Consider the following 21,042-nt stretch of genomic DNA (forward strand, 5'->3'; position numbering starts at 1 on the left):
TATGTAGACTCTAGAGCTGCGAAAAGCAGCTCTAGAGAAGTTAGAAAGCTTTGTGTTGATAGAGAACAGCCGATATGAACCAAGCGAATTAATTGGATCCTTTTTTGGCATGGAGATTCAAGTAGTGCATCATAAGGTAAGTGAATTTAGATATTAGTTATTATTCAGGTGAAGTTTTGTATTTAAAAGATATTAAAATTTGAATGGATGATTCGATCCAGAAATGGAGGAAATGATGAATAATAGACGGAGAGATATCGCAGTTGAGGTAGGTCAGAATTATTGGATAAAGGTCGTAGCTATATTTTTTGTTGGCTGGATATTGATGTATGGTACGCGGACGATATTTAATCCAATCATGGGAGTTGTTGGGGAACAGTTTGGATTAAGCAACACACAATTGGGATTGGCTAACAGTATTTTTTTCCTGACATATGCTCTGGCTCAAATTCCTTTTGGAATGATTGGAGATAAAATTGGTAGAAAAGTAATTATTTCAATAGGTTTTATTGTTTTGGCAATTATGACATATTTTAGTGGGATAGCGACAACCTTTATTATATTTCTTGTTTTTAGAGCAATTGCAGGTATTGGACAAGCGGCATATTATGGCCCCCAGTACGCACTCTCTACAGAAGCGATTCCTGATAACAAAAGAACGATAGGAAATGCCATTATTAACAGTGGGATGGCCTTCGGAACCTCTGGTGGTTATTTGTTATCGAGTAAGTTAGTATTAGAAAATGGAGAGCATTGGAGCAAGCCTTTTTTCCTAGCAGCTATTCCAACATTTATTGTGGGAGTTTTATTTTATACACTTCTTAAAGAAAAGGTAATCAGACCAGAAGATCGCAAAAAAGATTTGGGCGACAAGGCTGATGGGCAACAGACTGAAAAAGTGTCGCTGAAGAAAATTTTTTCGAATCGAAATCTTCTGGCAGCATTTATCTTGGTATTCACAAGTATATATGCGAACTTTGTTATTATTACTTGGTTGCCTCAGTTTTTAATCGCTGAACGCGGTTTTGAAGGAGCAAGTGTCGGTTTTATTTCATCTTTAGTACCTTGGGCTTCTATACCCGGTGCATTGATATTTGCAAGAGTGAATGACAAACTCAAAGCGACAAAAAAACTAGTCTATATTTTAGTTCCCTTAGCAATTATCTCCGTTTTTTCTATTGCTTTTGTAACAAATCGTATGTTGCTAATTGCAATGTTGATTCTTTATGGATTAACTGGGAAATTGGCCTTAGACCCAATCATTGTAACTTTTGTAACGAGAAATGCTCCATCTGCCTCATTGAGTACAACACTAAGTGCTTATAACTTTATAGGAATGTCGGGTTCTATTTTATCACCTTACGTTACTGGTTTTTTAGCCGATAAAGTAGGTTCGATGCAGGTAGGTTTTTATCTCGCAAGTATTTTGCTATTATTAGGGTTGATAGCTTTCGGCGCCATGGCAAAAGAACCCAAATTTAAAAAATGAGGACGATAGATGATGAGTTTAAATGTAATTGCCCTTGGAGGGAATGCGATACTAGAAGAAAATCCAACAGATAGCGGACAAAAAGAAGTGGTTTCTAGTGCGGCGAAATTTATTGTTGATTTCATTGAGAGTGGGGAAGATGTTGTTTTATGTCATGGAAATGGTCCCCAAGTTGGAAATTTATTATTACAGCAACAAAAAGCTGATTCAGAAAAAAACCCAGCTCTGAATTTAGATACGTGTGTAGCTATGACACAAGGGAGTATCGGGTATTGGCTACAGAATGCGTTGATAAATGAATTTAATCAAAGAAATATGGAAAAAACAGCTGTCTCTTTAATCACCCAAGTTGAGGTTGATCAAGATGACCCAGCATTTAAATTTCCTTCAAAACCCATAGGTCCATTTCTTACTTCAGATGAGGTGAAATCAAAGAAAGACCAATCCATCTATCTTGAAGATGCTGGGAGAGGGTATCGTAAAGTGGTTCCTTCTCCACTCCCCAAAAAAATTGTCGAAATCAAGGCAATTCAAGCCCTGATACAAACTGGAGTCGTTGTGATTTGTGCAGGTGGAGGAGGTATACCGGTTGTTTCACATAATAGAGAAATTGTGGGTGTTGAAGCGGTTAATGATAAAGATTTTTCTGCCAGAATTTTGGCTGAAGAAATTTGTGCAGACCGTCTAATTATACTGACTAGTGTTTCACAAGTGTCAGTAAATTTTAATAAGCCTAATCAAAAAGAGTTGGAAACAATAAACGTGTATGAGGCTAAAAGATATATTGCCGAAGGACATTTTGCACCTGGCAGTATGTTGCCAAAAGTTCAAGCAGCAGTTGATTTTGTTGAAGCATATACGGAAAGGAAAGCAGTCATAACGTCGATTGAGAATCTTAGCAATTTGTCAGACAGTGTGGGGACAACCATTATTAACTGAGAGGAGAAGATAATGAAAATAAAAAAAATATCGAAAACGACCGAGATAATGATTGCTGTCGTACTTGGAATTATTGTTGGTTTAGCATTTCCTAATACTGGTCAATATATTAAGGTTTTTGGGGATATTTTTTTAAGATTGATGCAAATGGTTATTCCAGTGTTAATTTTAGGTCAAATTATACAAGCAGTTGGCGGTGTTGACCCAAAGGAAATCACAAGTTTAGGGGGAAAGACAATTGTGGTTTTTGGCGTCTCTTCATTTTTGGCAGCCACCTGGGGAATTGTTATGGCGACGATTTTTAAGCCTGGATTGGGAGTTAACTTCACAGAAGCAACAGAATTTTCTCTTGAAGCACAGAGTGTTTCAATTACAGAAACTCTTTTAAATTTTTTTCCGAAAAATATTTTTGAATCTCTTACTCAGGGATCAATTATACAGATCATCGTATTCTCGTTATTTTTCGGAGTAGCTCTGAATGCTTTCATGCAAAAAAAACCAGAATCCAAGTTATTCCAAATGATTTTGGATTTCAACGATATTATTATCAGGATTATAAACTATGTAATGATGATAGCTCCAATCGGGATTTTTGCTTTGATCGTTTCAACAATTAGTTCATTGGGCATTCAGATTATATTGCCACTTTTAAAGTATCTTTTGGTCTATGGTACAGCAACAATTCTTTTTATGGGTATTTGGATCCTAACCATTTTTCTCAGTTGCCAAATGAATCCGATAAAATTAATAAAAAACATGAAAAACATGACAATTATGGCATTGGCCACAACTTCATCGGCTATAACGCTGCCTGTTGCACTAGACGAAACTCAAAATAAATTAGGTGTGAGTCCTAGGGTAACAAATTTGGTATTATCATTAGGGATGTCACTGAATAGTAACGGCTCAGCCATGCATATGGCTATTACTGTAGTGACAATTTCTCAGATGTACCAACAGAACATGAATTTTCAAAGCCTTTCCTATCTGGCGATAACTTCAACGTTTGTTTCCTTGGCAAATGCTGTGGTTCCCGGGGCGGGACTTGTTTCTTTAGCGATTATTGTACCTCAAATGGGGTTGCCTGTTGAAAGCATAGCGATTTTTGCAGGAGTCGAATGGTTTGTTGGGATGCTGAGGACAATTTTAAATGTTAATTCTGATGTTTACTCAGCTATACTTGTAGCAAAATCGGTAAAAGGAATAGATTATGATGTCTTTAATGCTGAACAGCAATAAACATGATGTATGAAGCTAGAAAAAAATTTATTTCTTCGTATGATTTGGTTAATGAAAAACTAACTAATCTGACCCTGTAATGGTTGTCAGATTAGTTTTTTTGTTTAGCTATATTTTTAGGTTGAATAAATTTTGGTGTGGATGAAGACATTCATTCACACCTATTTTGTCAATGACTTTAGCCGGTTGAGCACGAAGTCGTGCGAAACAAAAAACCACGCGTATTGCGCGTGGAGGAATTAGCTTTAGCGTTAAGAAACTCCTTTCGATATACTAGATAGTGGCTACCAACCGCTATGAGAGAATCGAGAGGAGTTTCTTTATGTCTAATGACGATAAAAGTTTAGCACATACAAGGTGGAATTGTAAGCATCACCTAGTCTTTATGAAAGTGCAACTAAATTCTATCCATCTACATCATTTGACGAAGAGCTTTTTCTTTATAAACGACTTTTAAATTTATTAAACACTGATTAACTGGATTCGGATGATATTATCATAATAGGAAATGCTTTCAACAATTTCTGTATAATCTAATTTTTTTGGCAACTCTACTGTATAAATATTTGTGTAGATTCGTTTTTCTTCAGTTAGTTCCATATCAAATTTAACATCTCGAATATGAATATGATGTTTTTCAAAATAAGAGGCAATAAAATCTTTAGTTGGTTTACGATGAGTGTACTTGATTTCTATTCGTTTTAATGAAGGGAAAACTATGATTTTTGTTAATGTTGAAAGAACAGTCAGTACCACGCAAAAACCGATTATAGCAATCTGATACATGCCCATCCCTAGTGCGATGCCCAACCCTGCAACTGTCCAAAGAGAAGCGGCAGTTGTCAGACCCTTGACGTCCCTTTTGGTGACAATAATGGTTCCAGCACCGAGAAAACCAATGCCGCTTACCACTTGCGCAGTCAGTCTAGCTTCATCAACTCGTAAAACACCGATTAATTCAGGGGTAGTCAGGGCCCTGTCAATGGCTTGAAGAGCTAATTGAGTTTGAATTAGTGCGATGATGGTAGCTCCTACGCAAACTAAAATATGAGTACGAATACCTGCGGGACGATTTTTAAATTCTCGATCAAATCCTATACAACCCGAAATGAAAATAGCTAGTAACAGTTTAATAGTTATTTCTTTAATTGACATGGTTGTTCCTTTCAATTATTTGACTGAACCTGTCATTCCTGCGACAAAGTGCTTCTGTAAAAAGAAGAAGATGGCAGCAGTTGGCAAGGTTGCGATGACGATACCAACCATGATAATGCCATAATCGGGTGTATAACTGGATCCAAGATTTGAAATAATCAAAGGAACAGTGTGATTTTCGGGTGATTGCAGTACAACTAGAGGCCATAAATAATTATTCCAACTATTCATAAATGTAATAATGGCTGCTGCTGCATAAGTTGTTTTCATCGTGGGCATATAAATTTTTATAAAAAGCATAATCTCTGACAAACCATCAATTCTTCCGGCTTCTAGTAGAGATTTTGGGAAAAGTTTTGTATTTTGCCTAAAAAAGAATATTAAGAAAGTTGTTGAAAGATAAGGCATAATAGCAGAGGCCAACGTATCGATTCCGATGGAAGGGAAAATATCGGAGATTGCACCAAACATTTTAAACAGCGGAATCATCAATGTTGCAAAAGGAATCATCATGGATAGGAGTAAAAATTTAAATAAAACTTCTTTCCCTTTGCTTTTATGGATTTCAAAAGCATAACCTGCTAAAGAGGCTAAAAAAATTGAAATACAGGTTTGGCTGATAGAAATAATAGCTGAGTTTTTTAAGGCGTTTAGCAAGTTGCTGTTTTCAAGCAAGCGATGCAAATTGTTGAAAAATTCTTTTCCCGGCAAAAGATGTCCTTTTGTCACATCAACCGAAGCATTTGTTGCACTGACAAGCATGAAATAAAAAGGAAAGGCGAAGACGATTCCACAGAGTGCTAAGAAAAGATACATTGCGATTCGATTTCCTTTAATCTTTTTAGTCATTTTTATCTCCCCCTACTTTAAATTGAATGGCTGAAATAATTAATACCATGATTACGATGGCATAAGAGACAGCAGCTGCATAACCAAAATCTGGTGTATATTTAAAGGACAGGTTATAAATGTATTGTGAAATAGTCGTTGTCGCATCCCCAGGTCCCCCCATCGTTAAGTTCATTGGTTCATCGAATAACTGTAATGTACCGATGGTTGATGTGATAGACGTAAAGAGAATAACAGGTTTAAGCAAAGGGATTGTTATTTTGAAAAATTGGTTGATTTGATTGGCACCATCAATGCGGGCTGCTTCATAGATTTCGTCATCGATATTTTGTAAAGCTGACAAAAAGAAAATCATATTATAACCCGTCCAACGCCAAGTAATTGCAACAATAATTAAAACTTTTGCCCAAAAAGGGTGAGACAACCAAAGTATCGGTTCTGAAACTAAAGATAATTTCATAAGTAATTGATTGACAATACCATCATTACTGAATAATGTCTTAAAAACGATTGAATAAGCAACCAGCGACGTTACTGAAGGTAGAAAAACAATTGTTCTGAATAAACCTTTCAATTTAACTCTCTTATTGTTTAAAATTACTGAAAAAATGATAGAAAGGATTAACATAATAGGTACTTGAAAGATTAAAAAAGTTAAAGTGTTTTTAGCTGAAGTCAAAAAAGCCGGATCGGATAATAGCCGTTTATAATTAGCTAGTCCAACAAATTCTAATTGATTTCCCGAACCGGACTTCAAAGATAATAACAAGGATTGAACCATTGGATAAAAATAGAAAGTAATAATTAACAAGGATGAAACAAGTACGAAGCCCCAACCTAATAGTTGTTGTCTGAGTTTTAAATTTTTATAGCTTTGCTTTTTTTGAACAGGTTGAACCATTTTTACATCTCCCTTTGAAAATAGCGCTTGATATCCAAGCGCTATTTGTCTTGCTATGCTATTTTTTCAATTGATTTTCTGCTGTCTTTTGAGCTTCTGCCAAAACATCATCTAAATCTTTACCATCGATGTAATTGCGAGCACTAACTTTTAAAATATCCTCAATAGCATAGGTGTTTTTCCCAAAGTTAACTTCTGGAATTTCTGTTGCCCAAGAAGCAAAATCGGAATAAATTTGTTGACCGCCAAAGAACTCATCTTCTTTTTTAAAGGCTTCGCCTTCATATGATTTTGCATAGGAACCGATGGCCCCAACTTCATCAACCAATCGTTGATAAAAATTTTCGCTTGAACCGAATGTTGCTTTGATAAACTCTAAAGCTTTTTCTTTACCATCCATGTCTAAAACAAAGAAGGAAGCTCCTCCTTGATTGGAGGCATTGACTGCGGTTTTAATATCGTCTTGACGCGGGTAGGGCATAACCACCCATTCGCCACTTTGAGATGTTTCGGCCTTAATCGATGGAGTCATCCAGTTACCAGAAATAACTGAGACAACTTTTCCCTCATTGAACTGTTGCAGCCCTTCATTCCAGCCATTATGGACGTTCATAATCCCAGAAACATATAGTTCTTTATAAATCTTAAAAGCTTCCCTTAAAGCATCATTATTTTGAAGGGTAGGTGTGACACCATCGTCCTCTGTGTACCATGCGCCGCTTGAATGAATCATCGAACGAAGCAGCACCAAATCATTCAAATCTGTTGAAACCATTTTCTTTCCTGTTTTTTCTAAAACTGTTTTTCCTAATTCCAGATATTGATTCCAAGTAATATTGTAAAAGTCTTCTACTTTTAACCCAGCTTCTTCGATGAAATCTTTCCGAAGATACATACCTCCTACTCCTGAGTCAAAGGGCATACCATATTGATCTCCGTCTAGAGAGGTTGCTTTAACTTTGTAAGAAATAAAATCGGAAACGTCAAATGTATCGTTTAATGGCACGAAGGAATCTGGATAGGATTCCACAAAGTTTCGTGAACGATTATCTTCGATTAAAACAATATTTGGCAATCCTTTTTTAGTGCCTGAGCTGAAACCAGTGTTCAACTTTTGAATGATATCGTCTTGCCCGTTTTCGACAATTTTAAGTTTAAAATCAGGATTATCTTTTTGGTACTCTTCTTCAGCAATCTGTAATGCTTTGATGTTAAAGTTAGGGTCCCAGGCCCAGACAATTAATTCATTTTCTCTATCAGCAGCTTCTCCCTTCTTTTCTTTAGGTGAACAAGCCCCTAGCATTAGAGCAGTTGTCAGCAATGCGACAGGTATTAAAAATCTTTTCATTTTAATTTCCCCCATTTCCATTTTTGAAGAAATAGCACGTTTTGTTTGCGCTTTCTTTCATGAGTTCATTTTAACATGATAAATCGTTCTTTTTAACTTACTCTTATTCCACATTTAATGTTGACTTTTTTCATTAGAAAAACTTCTAATTTCATTAACATACCAAATTTGCTGCTTTTGTCTATTTTTTGAGGATTTAAAATATTTTGAATAGTTGGGTAAGCTTACGGTGAAAAATAAAATCACCTTTAGTTTGAGAGGATAGATAAAAAAAGATAAGGATTCGTTTTAAGGAATCTTTATCTTTTTTTATAATATGAATGATTTTAAAGACTCTTTTCGATTTCCTCAAGAAGCGAGATTAATTGAGGGAATTCTGTAATAGTATAATCTGCTTCTTCGTTTTGATTTTTAGGAGTATGAGAATATCTTGGAGACCACTTATACCAAATTGAACGAATACCAAATTGATTAGCGCCTAAAACGTCTCGTTCAAGATTATTACCAATCATTACAACTCGATGTTTATCTGAGGGAGTTAATTTCATTTGTTTAAAGGCTGTTTCAAACATTTTAGGGTGTGGTTTTGTTTCCCCAACAATTTCGGAGATGATTTTCTGATCAAAATAGTCTAACAGATTGTGTTGATTAAAGACATTATGAAATGACTGCACATTCCCGTCAGCAACTAAAGCAACTGAGTAGCCAGTTTCAACTAATCTGATTAACGTTTCTTTTGTTCCTGGAATGCAATCGGCTGATTGAACGACCCCTTTTTGATCGAAAACTTGTGTTCCTTCGTCAAAAATAGTATCTCCGCCATCGGTAAAAATAATAGTTTTTTTCATCTTCTTCTCCTTTAATATATTTATTGATTCTGAGCAAGCAGCAGCACACCGCTCATCAATAGGGTAATGCCTATGCTAATTTTAATCCGTTCACTTTTATCGATATTGATATTCTCTTTTAAAATAAAAATACCAGCTAAGGTTGAAACAATGACGGCACTCTGAGAAATAGCGTATGTGGTTGCCACCGGGAAGTGGTTTGTTGCTAGAAACATTCCTATATTTGCGATAGACCAACTGACTCCTGTAATCAAATTTGAGAAGAGACCTTTTTGATCGTTTTTCAAAGGATGGTTATTAGAAATAAAATTTATGACCAAGGAGCTGCTTAACATACCCATACCTTGAGGGAAAAATATTTGTTCTGGTTGTAATTGAAAAAATTTACTAATCAGTACATAACATGTTAAAAATAGAGAAGACCAGCAAATTGTAAAAAAAACAGCACCGCCGTTCTTTTTCGTCCTCTCGGAAGGATGTTTTTTTTGATGATTTAAAATCAGAATGCCAGCTAATACCATAAAGATACCCACTGTGCCAAGGATAATTTCAGCATTTTTTTGCCATTCTGATAAGACGACCACTGAAATCAAGGTAGTAAAGATTAATTGAGTGCCATTGGATAAAGGCATTGCTTGTGAAACACTGGATTGTTTAATCGCCTTGAATTGTAGAAACTGCCCCATTGCCCAAAATACACCTGAAAGAAAACTTATTATAAAAGTAAAGAAGGTTAGTTCCGGGCGAATGATTAATATAGAAATTGAGCCGATTAAACACGCACTGATAGATGTCCCTAAAAGTTGTGTTTCCGGTTTGCTTTTGAGAAGATTGGCAAAAATCGGCATTAATCCCCAACCAAAAACAGGCAAAATTAAATAAAATGAAGCTAGCATAGATTCTCTCCTAGGATTGTTTAAGATATACTTAGTCTAGCATGGAGGAAATAAAGTACAAGACATATAAATTTCTACATTCAATGTGGTAAAAAAGGACGTTTATGCCCTATGTAATAGTGGCTATAATAGTGATAGAAAGGTTGATGGAAAATGGGTGTGATAGGAAATAGAGAAAAGAAAATTATTAAGTATTTATTGAAATATGGCACTGTTAATACAAGTCAAGTCGCAGAACATCTAGAGCTTTCTACCAAAACTGTTTCAAAATCAATCAAACTCATGCAAGAAGAGTTAAAAAAAATCAATGTTAATTTAATTTCAAAGCCTCGAGTAGGTCTGTATTTAGAAGGAGAGTTGCAGAACATTTCTGATCTTTATACAACGTCAGAAAACCAAATACCTGACAGTAAAGAGGAACGGATCATTTATATTTACACAAGACTTTTAAAAGAGGAAAATTTTATAACAATGCAACAGCTGGCTGATGAATTATACATAAGTAAAGGCAGTTTGGAAAAAGATTTGGTCGAAGTGAATGATTTTTTTAACAGGCAAAATATCAAACTTAGTAAAATACCTGGTAAAGGAATGAAGTTGGAACTTGATGAATACCAGAGAAGGCAAGTTGCTTCTAAAATTGTTCAGTTGTTTTGGGCGGACCATTGGTATGTTAGAGAGGAGGAACAAGGGTTATATCCTTTATTTGAAACAATCTCTAGCAACCTCAAAGGCCTTTTTCCAACAGACCAAGTCGATAAAATTATTCAAGTTGTCAGTGAATTCAGTCAAGAAAAGGAGTTCAGATTTACAGACTATGGCTTTCAATCCCTAGTTATTCATCTCGCAATCGCTTATGAACGAATTTTAAGGGGTGATTCAATAGAGGATGCCGAAGAACTAGTCATCGAAGAGAATGATCAGCTTGAAAATACTCGCTATTTAATTCAAAAGCTGAAACAACGTTTAAATATTCATTTTCCAGAGTTTGAAACGAAGTATATTAATATTCACTTGTCTGCGGAGAGTCAACATACTCGGGTTGTGAAAAACCCTGTGATTGATAGTAAGGAGCCCGTTGATCAAGGGTTGACGCTCTTAATAAAAGAAGAATTAAAAAATGGATTTTATGATCAAGCCCTTATTCAAGATTTGGTTACTCATTTGAATTCTGCGATTAAGCGGATTAAGTATGGGTTAGCAATTAAAAATCCATATAAAGACACGATTCGGAGTACCTTTTCTTATTCTTTTGAAAAAGCCGTTACGCTGAAGAAGCGACTCGAAAAAGAATATGAAATTGCTATTAATGATGATGAAACTAGTTACATTGCTATTCATATTCAAGCTTTTTTAGAGAGAAATGATTTAGTGGACAAAAATCAGATTGACGTTGTTTTAGTTTGCAGTTCTGGGAGAGGGACTTCTCAACTTTTAGCAGCTCGAATCAGAAAATATTTTCCGATGATTCGAATCACTCGTATTTTATCCGTTCAAGAATTGTTAAATACTAAAATAACAGAAAATCTAGTCATCAGTACTATTTTTTTAGAACTTGATGATATTTCAGTCATTAAAGTGAGTCCTCTTTTGGAAGGTGATGAAATTGAATTAATTACGAAAAGGATAGAAGAACAAAGCTTGATAAATCAGTTAAGAACAGATGAGTTTAAAAAAATGATTACTTTGGAAAATATTTTTTTAAATCGAAGAGAGACAGACTATCAAAGTGTTTTATCCCATATCGGCAATCACTTAGTTGAAAGAGGTTATTCTTCTGATGAAATTATTGCTTCCAGTTTGAAAAGAGAAAAGGCATCTTTCACTTCTTTCAAAGGATATGCGACACCCCATGGAAATCCTAAAGACGTTCTAAAATCTGCAATCGTTTTTGTTCACCTTGAAGAACCAATTGAATGGGGGAACGAACAGGTAGAGTTTGTCTTTTTCTTAGCTTTAAAAAATGAAACGCCTAAAGAAATGGAAAAAATTTATGAAAGTTTATCAGATATTTTAGAAAATCAGCAGGAGTTAAAACGAGTTGTAACAACTGGTCAAAAGTCAGTCGTTTATAACTACTTTAGAAAGGGCGTATGGTAAATGGATTTAAAAGAAGTTTTAACGGCGGACCAAGTATTGATAGATATTGATGAGAGGTCTAAAGAAGCAGTAATCACTCGGCTAGCAGAAGTACTTTTGTATAAAGAAATCATTTTGAATCAGTCAGAATTTGTGAAGAGTGTTCTTGTCCGAGAGGCTCATGCGACGACAGGTATTGGCCAAGGGATAGCGTTGCCCCATGGGAAAAGCGCTACTGTACAAAAATCAGCTATTGCCGTTGCTCGCTTGCAGCACGGAGTGGAATGGCATTCTTTAGATGATAATCCAGTAGAGCTAGTATTTCTATTGGCTATTCCCGAAGCAGATAAAGGAGATCAGCATCTTAAAATAATTTCTGAACTAGCAGCGAAAATGCTAGATGATGAGTTAATGAAACAACTGAAAAAAACAACCAATGGGGCTGAAATCGTCTCATTATTAAGTTAGGAGAATCTAGATGAAACATAAAATTGTTGCAGTGACAGCATGTACGACAGGAGTGGCACATACTTATTTGGCTGCTCAAGCGTTAAAAAAAGGTGCTAAAAAGCTAAATCATTTGATTAAAGTTGAGACCCAAGGGGCAACAGGCATCGATAATCCTTTAACAGAAAAAGACATCAATATCGGAGAAGTAGTAATTTTTGCAGTAGATACAAAAGTGAGAGGGGAAGAAAGGTTTACAAATAAAAAAGTTTATCGTGTTTCTGTGAATGAGCCGATCAAAGATGCGGAAGCAGTGATTGAAGAAGCTTTGAAACTGATTGAAACGGATTAGCAATAATTTAGGAGGTATTATGAAAAGTTTTTTGAATGATCTTAAAACGCACCTGTTAACGGGTATTTCTTATGTATTTCCACTGCTTGTAATCACAGCCGTCTGTAGTCAGTTGAGCATTTTAGCTAATAATAGCCAAGCTGTCAATCTGCAGAGGCTGGCAATGGCCATGAATACATTGGAAGAACTTTTAACGTTGCTGATTTTTCCAACACTAGCAGGTTTTATCAGCTTTTCCGTTAGTGATAAATTAGGCTTAATTCCAGGGCTAGCTGGCGGCTTAGTGGTCTATTCATTGGGAGCCGGATTTTTAGGCAGTTTGGTTATTGGTTTATTAGCAGGTTATTTATGCCAATGTATGAAAAATAGGATTAAGTTGCCGGCTGTTTTTGCTTCAATTTCGCCAGTGTTTTTAATCCCAACTTTAGGTACCCTTGTCCCAATTTTATTTTTTAGTCTAATTGCGGAACCTTTTATCATTTTCAATACATTGCTGTTGACGGGATTACCGGATCTTTCCTTAAATCTTCAAGTGCTGTTTGCTATTTTAATTGCAGCAATGGTAGCTTATGATTCTGGCGGTTCTGTGAATAAAGTTGCTATGACAATATCTTTTGGTTTTTTGATTACTGACAGCTATTTTCTTAATACAGCTGCTCAGTTGGCAATTATCATTCCTCCTTTAGGTGCAGGTGTAGCGACTCTTTTGGCGAAAAAAAAATATTCTATCTTTTTAAAAGAAGCTGGCAAGCGTTCTTTACTTATGGGGATTGCAGGTATTAGTGAAGGGGTCATACCGTTTACTATGGATGCCCCTAAAAAAACGCGCATCTCTTGTATGTTAGGATCAATGGTTGGAGCAAGCGTAGCTATCTACTATGGTGCAGTGAATAAATTGCCTTTAAGTGGTTTTTATGCTTGGTTTTTTGTCGATGGTATAGCAATCTATCTGCTTGCTATTGTTGCAGGAGTGATAGTTGTTGCTTTTGGTTTAATAATCAATCGTCAAGAAGCTCCTGCTGAAGAAGAGGAAGAAGATGATGAATTTGATGAAGATGAATGGGAAGAATAATTATAGAAAGAGGTCTCTATGACGAAAGTTCATATCGTAAATCATACACATTGGGATAGGGAATGGTATTTTACATCGGCTGATTCACTGGTTCTGAGTGAACAACTATTTACTGATGTGATTGATGAATTAAATGCAAATCCTGAAGCATCCTTTGTTTTAGATGGACAAATATCCATTTTGGATGATTATGTGGCACTCTATCCTGAAAAATTAGATATGATAAAAAAATTAGTTTCTAAGAAGCAGCTGTTTATTGGCCCATGGTATACCCAGACTGATGCATTCTATGTCAGTGGTGAAAGTATTTTAAGAAATATAATGGTAGGTGTTTTTGAAAGTCGTAAGTACGGAGAGTATTTACCGATTGGTTACCTGCCGGATACTTTTGGTTTTAATGCACAAATGCCATTACTATTAAAAGAGAGCGGTTTCGATAATATTTTCTTTTGGCGTGGGATTCATTTAGGGAAGCATGTTCAATCTCCATACTTTAAGTGGGCAAGTTTAAATGGAGAAAATCAAATTATTGCTCTTAATATGCCTCAAGGCTATGGAACAGGTATGTTGCTGGAACCGACTGAAAACTATGTGGCTGGTCGTCTTGATCCAGCTGTCGATTTTATTAAACAATATACGGATACTTCAGAAATCTTGATTCCTTCTGGCAACGACCAATTGAATATTATAACCGATTTTACTAAGAAGGTTGAAGAAATAAATCAGCTGGGCAAGTATGAATACCAACCTAGCAGTTACCAAAAATTTTTAGAGGTTATAAAAAAACAAGAGGACCTGGAAGTTTATACAGGTGAGTTTAGAGAACCCGTATTGGCAAGGATTCATAAAACCGTTGGTTCCAGTCGAATGAATATTAAACTAAAACTCCACGAAGTTGAAGAAAAGTTAATTCATAGAGTAGAACCTTTATTAGTGATTGCAAAAAAATGCGGTATTTCCTTTAGTCCTCAACTATTGATTAATGTATGGAAAAAAATTTTAGAAGGTCAAGCACACGATAGCTTGGCTGGTTGTGTTTCTGATGCGGTGATGGAAGACATCATTCATCGTCTTAAAGAAGCCTCAGAAATGTTAGATAGTATTGAAAATACAATTATGAAAAAGCTTGCTGAAGGCTTAGGATTAACGGAGTCAGAAATTCTGATGGTCAATACAGATTTAAAAGATTTCTCAGGGTATAAAAAGGTGGGATTTTTAAGTAAAAAGAAAGAAATTACTTTTCTTGACCAAGTTCAAGGGACGATTATTAAAGAAACCTATGTTTCCCCGAGGGAAAACATATTAGAAGAAACTCCTGCGGGCAATCGCTTTATTGTGGAAGACGGCTATTATATATTGACTGCTTTGATTAAAGTTGACTTGCCCAGCTTAGGCTATCGAGTAATCAGATTTACCGAAAATGAAGCTATGGAACAACTGTCTATTGTTAATGAGGAAAAAATTTCAAACGATTATTACCAAATTTTTTATGAAAATAATTCTTTAACGTTGCTGTTGAAAAACGGTCAGGAGATTACTGATTTTATACGAATTGTTGATGAAGGAAATGCTGGAGACACTTATGATTTTTCACCTTTAGAAAATGATGAAGAACTTGAACTTATCTTTTCTAGTGTGGAATGTCAAAAAAGTTCAATGTACGAACAATTACTATTAAAAGGTTCTACCTTATTGCCGACTAATTTATCTGAAAGAAAAGCTGGCAAAAAATCCACGTTACTAGAATTTGACTTGATTATCAGTCTGAAAAAAGATCAGCAAGATATCCAGGGGTCCTTACAAGTTCACAATTCAATTTTGAATCATCGCTTACGCCTAAAATTAAAGACAGGTTTTCAAAACAAACGCTCCCACAGTTCTTTACCTTTTGGGTTTATTCAGCGAGAAAATCAAAATATTCAGGATTGGTATGAAACTTATAGTGAAAGACCTGTAGATATCAACCCATTTGAAAGTACTGTTTCTATTGGCGGGGATAGGCAGTCCTACCATGTTTTTACCAAAGGAATGAAGGAGTTTCAGTATGATGAAATTTATATATATATTACTTTGCTTGCGACTACTGATGAGCTAGGCAAACCAGACTTACTGTATCGGCCAGGGAGAGCTTCAGGAGATACGACGAAAAAAGGTCATATAGCTATGCCCACACCTAAAGCACAATTATTAGGGACCCATGCATATGAATTTGTGCTGCGTTTTGATGATCATCTGTTTGATGAAATGATAGTTGCTGAGTGGCGACACAATTTAGAACAAATCTCGATGAGCTATCAGTTGCAAAAATTAAACTATTTTATTCACCGGATAGATAATAAAATTCAACAAGGGCGTAAGGAACTAACTTATCATCAAAAAGAGCTGAGTTTAATTAAACTACCAGATAACTTATTAGTTTCAAGTTGTGCGCCTTCTTATTATGATGAAAAAGCAGTCATCGTTAGAATTGAAAATCCCACAAGTCAAACAATCAAACTTAATTCAGAAGATTTTTCAGCGTACAATGCTTATGTAATCAATGTTCTAGAAGAGATTAAAGACGAGCAGGTGTTGGAAATTGCTTCTTATTCTTTCATCACTTTGAAATTATTAATGAAAAAATAAATGGGGGTTTTTAGTAATGAAACAGTATTTATCAAGTGAGATAGTATCAGAAAATCGTCTAAATGCAAGGGCGCATTTCTTTTCATATCCAAACGTAGAGGATGCCTTAACTTTTTCTAGAGAAAAGTCAAAGGGGTTTCAAAACTTGAACGGACATTGGGATTTTATGATGACAGAACGCCCCGAAATAGTTCCGAGTGATTTTTTGGACGAAAAAATAGATGTTAAGACCTGGAAAAAAATCAATGTACCTGGTCATTGGCAGTTGCAAGGATTCAATCGGCCAATGTATACGAATTTCCGTTATCCTTTTCCTGTAGACCCACCATACGTCCCCAATGAAAATCCAACGGGATATTACCGCCGTACATTTATCTTAAATGAGCAAGAAGAATTCATTCGCAAAATATTACATTTTTCTGGTGTGGATTGTGTTTTTTATGTTTGGTTAAACGGCCACTATGTAGGTTATAGTACAGGCAGTCGTCTGACAGCGGAGTTCGACATTTCAGAATTTATTGTGTCAGGGGAGAATAGGCTAGCGGTTAAGGTTATACAGTGGTCAGCGATGAGTTATGTTGAAGATCAAGATATGTGGTGGTTAAGCGGCATCTTCAGAGATGTTTATCTATTTGATGAAGCGAGACAGCAAATCACAGATTATTTTGTAAAAACAGATTTTGATGAAACTTATCAAAAGAGCAAGTTAATGGTCGAGGTAACATTTGCAGATCGATTATCCGGGCATGGGGAAGAATTGGAATATTGTTTATTAGATAGTTTAGGGAAAGTGGTGTTCAAAGAAAGTTATCGGTTGACAGATCAATTGGTTCAAAATCAAACTTTCCAAGTTGAAAAACCACACAAATGGAATGCTGAGACCCCTTATCTTTATACGTTATTATTAATTTTTAAAAATAAACATCAGATTCAACAGGTCATTATTCAGAAAGTCGGCTTTAGAAAAGTCGAACTAAAGAATGGTTTAATGTTGCTTAATGGGGAAAAAATAATTTTTAAAGGCGTTAATCGTCATGAATTTCATCCCCAAACAGGTCGAACACTTACGGAAGAAACCATGCGTCAAGATATTATAATGATGAAGCAACACAATATTAATGCCGTGAGAACGGCCCACTATCCAACAAACCCAGTATTTTATGATTTATGCGATGAATATGGCTTATATGTAATTGATGAGACAGATATTGAAACTCACGGTATGGAAGTCATTGGCAAGTGGAGCTACTTAAGTTCTCATAAGGAATGGACTGCTACTTATCTCGATCGGATGAAACGAATGGTTGAAAGAGATAAAAATCATCCTTCAATCGTTATGTGGTCATTGGGAAATGAATCAGGTTTTGGGAAAAATCATTTACTTATGAGTCAATGGACAAAAAAAAGGGATGATAGTCGTTTGATTCATTATGAAGGGGAAACTAGTGGTATTTTGGCTCGCAGCAATCATGAGCCTGAGGAATTAAATCAAGCTGCGGATGTTTTCTCTACGATGTATACATCGATTCCTTTGATGGAAAAGTTAGGAAAGCAAACAGATTTAGCTCAACCGCATATTTTATGTGAGTATGCCCATGCGATGGGAAATGGGCCGGGCGGTCTGAAAGACTATCAGAAACTATTCTATAAATATCCTCGTCTCCAAGGAGGTTTTATTTGGGAGTGGCTAGACCATGGAATAGAACAGAAGACAGCTGAAGGTCAAACCTATTATGCTTATGGTGGTGATTTTGGGGAATATCCCAATGACAGCAACTTTGTCATTGATGGCTTGGTCATGCCAGACAGAACACCGTCTCCTGCTTTAGCTGAATTGAAAAAGGTTTATGAGCCAATTGAGGCAGAACTCGTAAACAAGAAAATGACAATTAAAAATCGCTATGATTACATCGATTTAAATCATATTGAAGCAATTCTTGAACTGGCTGAGGATGGAAAAGTCTATTGCAGTAAAATACTTGACTTGCCACTTATTCAAGCTGGAGAAAAGAAAGTTATTGATCTGACCCGGGAGATAACCAGAAAAGAATTTTCAACAGGAGAAATTGTGGCGAGTGTGAAATTTGTGCTGAAGAAACCGACCAGCTACGCTGAGAACGGACACGTGATAACCTGGTCTCAAGAAATTATTAATCAAGGTGTGAAAGAGAAGCTGACTTTGTCTCATCCAATTGAAAAATTTGTGACAAACACTGAAAACAAATTATTTTTTTCAAACGGTCAAACTTCTATGATTTTTGATTTATTAAGAGGGCGCCTTATTTCTTGGCAAAGCGGCGGCAAAGAATTTTTAATCCAACCACCTAAAATTAATTTTTGGCGTGCGATGACTGATAATGACAGTCTGGGCAGTGATAATGATGGTGTGGAAAATATGAAAGAACTTTGGTTGGCTGCCGGAGTAGATATGATGTCTGAGAGGGTTAATCAAGTAACCCAAAAAATCAAGAAACAAGAGGTTCAATTAGTGGTAGAGAGTTTTGTTGGACCTAAAACTTTTGATTGGGGGTTTAATTTAACAACAACTTATCGGATCAATGGAGCAGGGGAATTACTGATTGCTGTTTCAGGTATGAAAGTGGGAGATGGACCAGCTTGGCTGCCAAAGATAGGTCTGCAAATGTCTATTTCAAATCGTTTAAAGGCTGTTCAATGGTATGGTTTAGGACCGAGTGAAACTTACATTGATAGCAAAGAGGCTGGTTTTATCGGCAGATGGTACTTTCCTGTTGCAAAACTTTTTACCAATTATATTGTACCTCAAGAAAATGGCAACCGCATGGATACTCGAGAGATGACTTTAGCAGACAGCTATGGTCAAGGATTACAAGTCTCAGGGGAACGCTTCAACTTTAGCATTAACAAATATGGTACTGAACAACTAGATCAAGTCAGACATGTTTTTGACTTAGTTGAAAAAGATTCTTTAGAATTAAACTTGGATTATCAAGTTTATGGCTTAGGGACGGCAAGCTGCGGGCCCGGAGTCTTACCAGAATATAGATTAAAAAACAGAGATTTTTCTTTTGAATATTTGTTAAAACCTCTTTAAAAACTTGAAATATCCAAATTTAGTGTTTATTTTTTCATAAAAAACACTCACACTTCGAAAGAGACCAACTATATAAAGTTAACTAAAAACTATTTAATATAAAAAAACGACCTCTCAAAAGTTAGATTTTGGGTCTAACTTTTGGGGGTCAGCACCAAATTTTATGCTTTTTATTTTTTGCACAGTAAATAAATCTCAGTAGACTTTAAACTTTTTTTGGCTCTTCGTCAAATGATGTGAATGGCTAGAATTTAGTTGACTTTAAATAACAAACTAGACGGCTTCGCTGAAACAGGTGAGGTTGTCTTTTGGGTTTGTCAGTTTTAAACTGACAAGAATGCGATGCTTGAAGTGCCATAAGCAGTCCGTTTAATGACTTTGATTTTATTAATAAGCCCTTCAAGAGGTCATTATAAAAAGGATAGTTGAAGGTATTTTCAATTCTGTTCAAATGTTTTTGAATGTTTTCACTAAGCTTTTCATATAAAGTGAAATTTTCGGTTTTACTGATGCTAGACTATCTTTGAATACTTTAATATCATTTTTTTGAGAGTAATAAAGCAGCTCTTGATAGAGTTGATACGTTGCTTTTAGAGTTGGGTCAAGAGAAAGCAAATAATCCGCACTCTCTGTTTCGGGCAGCGCTTTTTTGAATAGGCGCTGATACGAATAGTCTTGACAGTTAAGAGAGGCAGCTGATTTTAACAGCAAGCGCCAGTAACGCTTTAACTTACGATCCAGATGTGGCAATCACAGTGCAGTGGGATGTTGGAGGCAGTCAAGTCTTTTACGGATATCTATCTTACTCCTCAAGGCTTGCTTTGACGGATGGTATATCGAAAAACGCCGGTGTCAATGAAGTGTGGATATCCTATTGATTAATAAATAATAAATGATAAAAATGACAAGTTTTCTTTACAGAGAGAATTTGTCATTTTTTCTTATCCCAAAGGACACTTTATTCTTAGCAGTATTCCCATCAAGATATGCTCACAAACTCCCCTGTCACCAAACAACATTTACAGAGGTACCATCTGGATCGTCCGTTTCAAATGTGCTGAGACGACTATAAATTTACTTTGATTGCTGATAAAATTAATAAAAAATATTATTTCCACACTGGAGGTGCAGAAATTGATAGACATATTTGAAAAGATAGATGGCGAAACCATAGATGATGAATATTTCGAATGGCTGCTGGAAGCAGACCCTTCAAGAAAAAACATTGAAAGTTATTTAAAAAAAGGAGACATCTACATTGCGAAAACAAAAGGGCAATCTCTAGGAATCATTGTCCTCTTACCGAAAGATACCACTACGATGGAAATAGTTAATCTCAGTGTGGCTCCGGCTTTCCGTGCAAAGGGCATCGGGACAGCATTGATTCGGAAAGCCATGACGTTAGCTAAAGAACAGGGATATGAAACCATGGAAATCGGAACAGGCAGCACTAGTTTTCAACAATTATATTTGTATCAAAAGTGCGGGTTTAGAATGATGTCCATTGATAGAGATTTTTTTGTTAAACACTACGACCAACCAATCACCGAGAATGGGTTGGAGCTGAAAGACATGGTCCGGTTGAATCAAAGGCTTTGATATCTGATTATCTGGTGCAAAGAAGATATGTTTTTCTTAACGAATCAGTCAGCTGGGACAAATTTAATAGTCAAGAACAGTATTTTTGTTTTCTAAATTTTCTTAAAATAGTTTTTTTCTTAAAGTTGGAC

The 21,042-nt window shown here is 35.8% G+C and carries 16 protein-coding genes and 1 pseudogene; 11 read left to right on the forward strand and 6 right to left on the reverse strand.

Annotated elements, in window-relative coordinates:
* The first annotated feature begins 235 nt into the window (after positions 1-235).
* The 4 genes and pseudogenes from AC4PHI_RS03435 to AC4PHI_RS03450 form a co-directional block, all read left to right on the forward strand.
* Positions 236-1,489, forward strand: a complete 1,254-nt coding sequence (locus AC4PHI_RS03435) for an MFS transporter (RefSeq protein ID WP_492200922.1) — start codon at positions 236-238, stop codon at positions 1,487-1,489.
* 12 nt (positions 1,490-1,501) lie between these two features.
* Complete coding sequence (gene arcC / locus AC4PHI_RS03440) at positions 1,502-2,428, forward strand: carbamate kinase (protein WP_492201529.1); 927 nt, start codon at positions 1,502-1,504, stop codon at positions 2,426-2,428.
* Positions 2,429-2,440: 12 nt separating this feature from the next.
* Positions 2,441-3,667 (forward strand): dicarboxylate/amino acid:cation symporter, encoded by a 1,227-nt coding sequence (locus tag AC4PHI_RS03445; protein ID WP_492200923.1) that lies wholly within the window; start codon positions 2,441-2,443, stop codon positions 3,665-3,667.
* Between the two features lie 322 nt (positions 3,668-3,989).
* A pseudogene (locus AC4PHI_RS03450) lies at positions 3,990-4,052 on the forward strand (IS200/IS605 family transposase); the annotation flags it as partial.
* A 77-nt stretch (positions 4,053-4,129) separates the two neighbouring features.
* On the opposite strand, the gene AC4PHI_RS03455 reads toward AC4PHI_RS03450, so the two are convergent.
* The 6 genes from AC4PHI_RS03455 to AC4PHI_RS03480 all read right to left on the reverse strand — a co-directional run bounded on the left by AC4PHI_RS03455 (position 4,130) and on the right by AC4PHI_RS03480 (position 9,664).
* Entirely contained in the window at positions 4,130-4,822 is a 693-nt protein-coding gene (locus AC4PHI_RS03455; RefSeq protein ID WP_492200924.1) for an MgtC/SapB family protein, read from the reverse strand.
* Between the two features lie 15 nt (positions 4,823-4,837).
* Entirely contained in the window at positions 4,838-5,671 is an 834-nt protein-coding gene (locus AC4PHI_RS03460) for a carbohydrate ABC transporter permease (protein ID WP_492200925.1), read from the reverse strand.
* Entirely contained in the window at positions 5,664-6,572 is a 909-nt protein-coding gene (locus AC4PHI_RS03465; protein ID WP_492200926.1) for a carbohydrate ABC transporter permease, read from the reverse strand. The genes AC4PHI_RS03460 and AC4PHI_RS03465 overlap by 8 nt, the downstream gene beginning before the upstream one ends.
* A 58-nt stretch (positions 6,573-6,630) precedes the next feature.
* Entirely contained in the window at positions 6,631-7,920 is a 1,290-nt protein-coding gene (locus tag AC4PHI_RS03470) for an ABC transporter substrate-binding protein (RefSeq protein WP_492200927.1), read from the reverse strand.
* 326 nt (positions 7,921-8,246) lie between these two features.
* A complete protein-coding gene (locus tag AC4PHI_RS03475; protein WP_492200928.1) occupies positions 8,247-8,768 on the reverse strand; it encodes an HAD family hydrolase in 522 nt (173 codons plus the stop codon).
* A 20-nt stretch (positions 8,769-8,788) separates the two neighbouring features.
* Positions 8,789-9,664 (reverse strand): GRP family sugar transporter, encoded by an 876-nt coding sequence (locus tag AC4PHI_RS03480; RefSeq protein WP_492200929.1) that lies wholly within the window; start codon positions 9,662-9,664, stop codon positions 8,789-8,791.
* Positions 9,665-9,817: 153 nt separating this feature from the next.
* Between AC4PHI_RS03480 and AC4PHI_RS03485 the strand changes: the two genes are divergently transcribed.
* From AC4PHI_RS03485 to AC4PHI_RS03515, 7 genes are all read left to right on the forward strand, one after another.
* Positions 9,818-11,764, forward strand: a complete 1,947-nt coding sequence (locus tag AC4PHI_RS03485; RefSeq protein WP_492200930.1) for a BglG family transcription antiterminator — start codon at positions 9,818-9,820, stop codon at positions 11,762-11,764.
* Positions 11,765-12,211, forward strand: coding sequence for a PTS sugar transporter subunit IIA (locus AC4PHI_RS03490; protein WP_492200931.1), 447 nt, complete (start codon positions 11,765-11,767; stop codon positions 12,209-12,211). It abuts the gene before it with no gap.
* Positions 12,212-12,221: 10 nt separating this feature from the next.
* Positions 12,222-12,542 (forward strand): PTS fructose transporter subunit IIB, encoded by a 321-nt coding sequence (locus AC4PHI_RS03495; RefSeq protein ID WP_492200932.1) that lies wholly within the window; start codon positions 12,222-12,224, stop codon positions 12,540-12,542.
* Between the two features lie 19 nt (positions 12,543-12,561).
* On the forward strand, positions 12,562-13,614 hold the full coding sequence (locus AC4PHI_RS03500) for a PTS fructose transporter subunit IIC (protein WP_492200933.1): 1,053 nt from the start codon (positions 12,562-12,564) through the stop codon (positions 13,612-13,614).
* 18 nt (positions 13,615-13,632) lie between these two features.
* Complete coding sequence (locus AC4PHI_RS03505; RefSeq protein WP_492200934.1) at positions 13,633-16,239, forward strand: glycoside hydrolase family 38 N-terminal domain-containing protein; 2,607 nt, start codon at positions 13,633-13,635, stop codon at positions 16,237-16,239.
* Between the two features lie 16 nt (positions 16,240-16,255).
* Complete coding sequence (locus AC4PHI_RS03510; protein WP_492200935.1) at positions 16,256-19,312, forward strand: glycoside hydrolase family 2 TIM barrel-domain containing protein; 3,057 nt, start codon at positions 16,256-16,258, stop codon at positions 19,310-19,312.
* Positions 19,313-20,449: 1,137 nt separating this feature from the next.
* On the forward strand, positions 20,450-20,911 hold the full coding sequence (locus AC4PHI_RS03515) for a GNAT family N-acetyltransferase (RefSeq protein WP_492201530.1): 462 nt from the start codon (positions 20,450-20,452) through the stop codon (positions 20,909-20,911).
* Positions 20,912-21,042 lie beyond the last annotated feature (131 nt).

The sequence above is a fragment of the Vagococcus sp. QWL-13 genome, assembly GCF_058683555.1.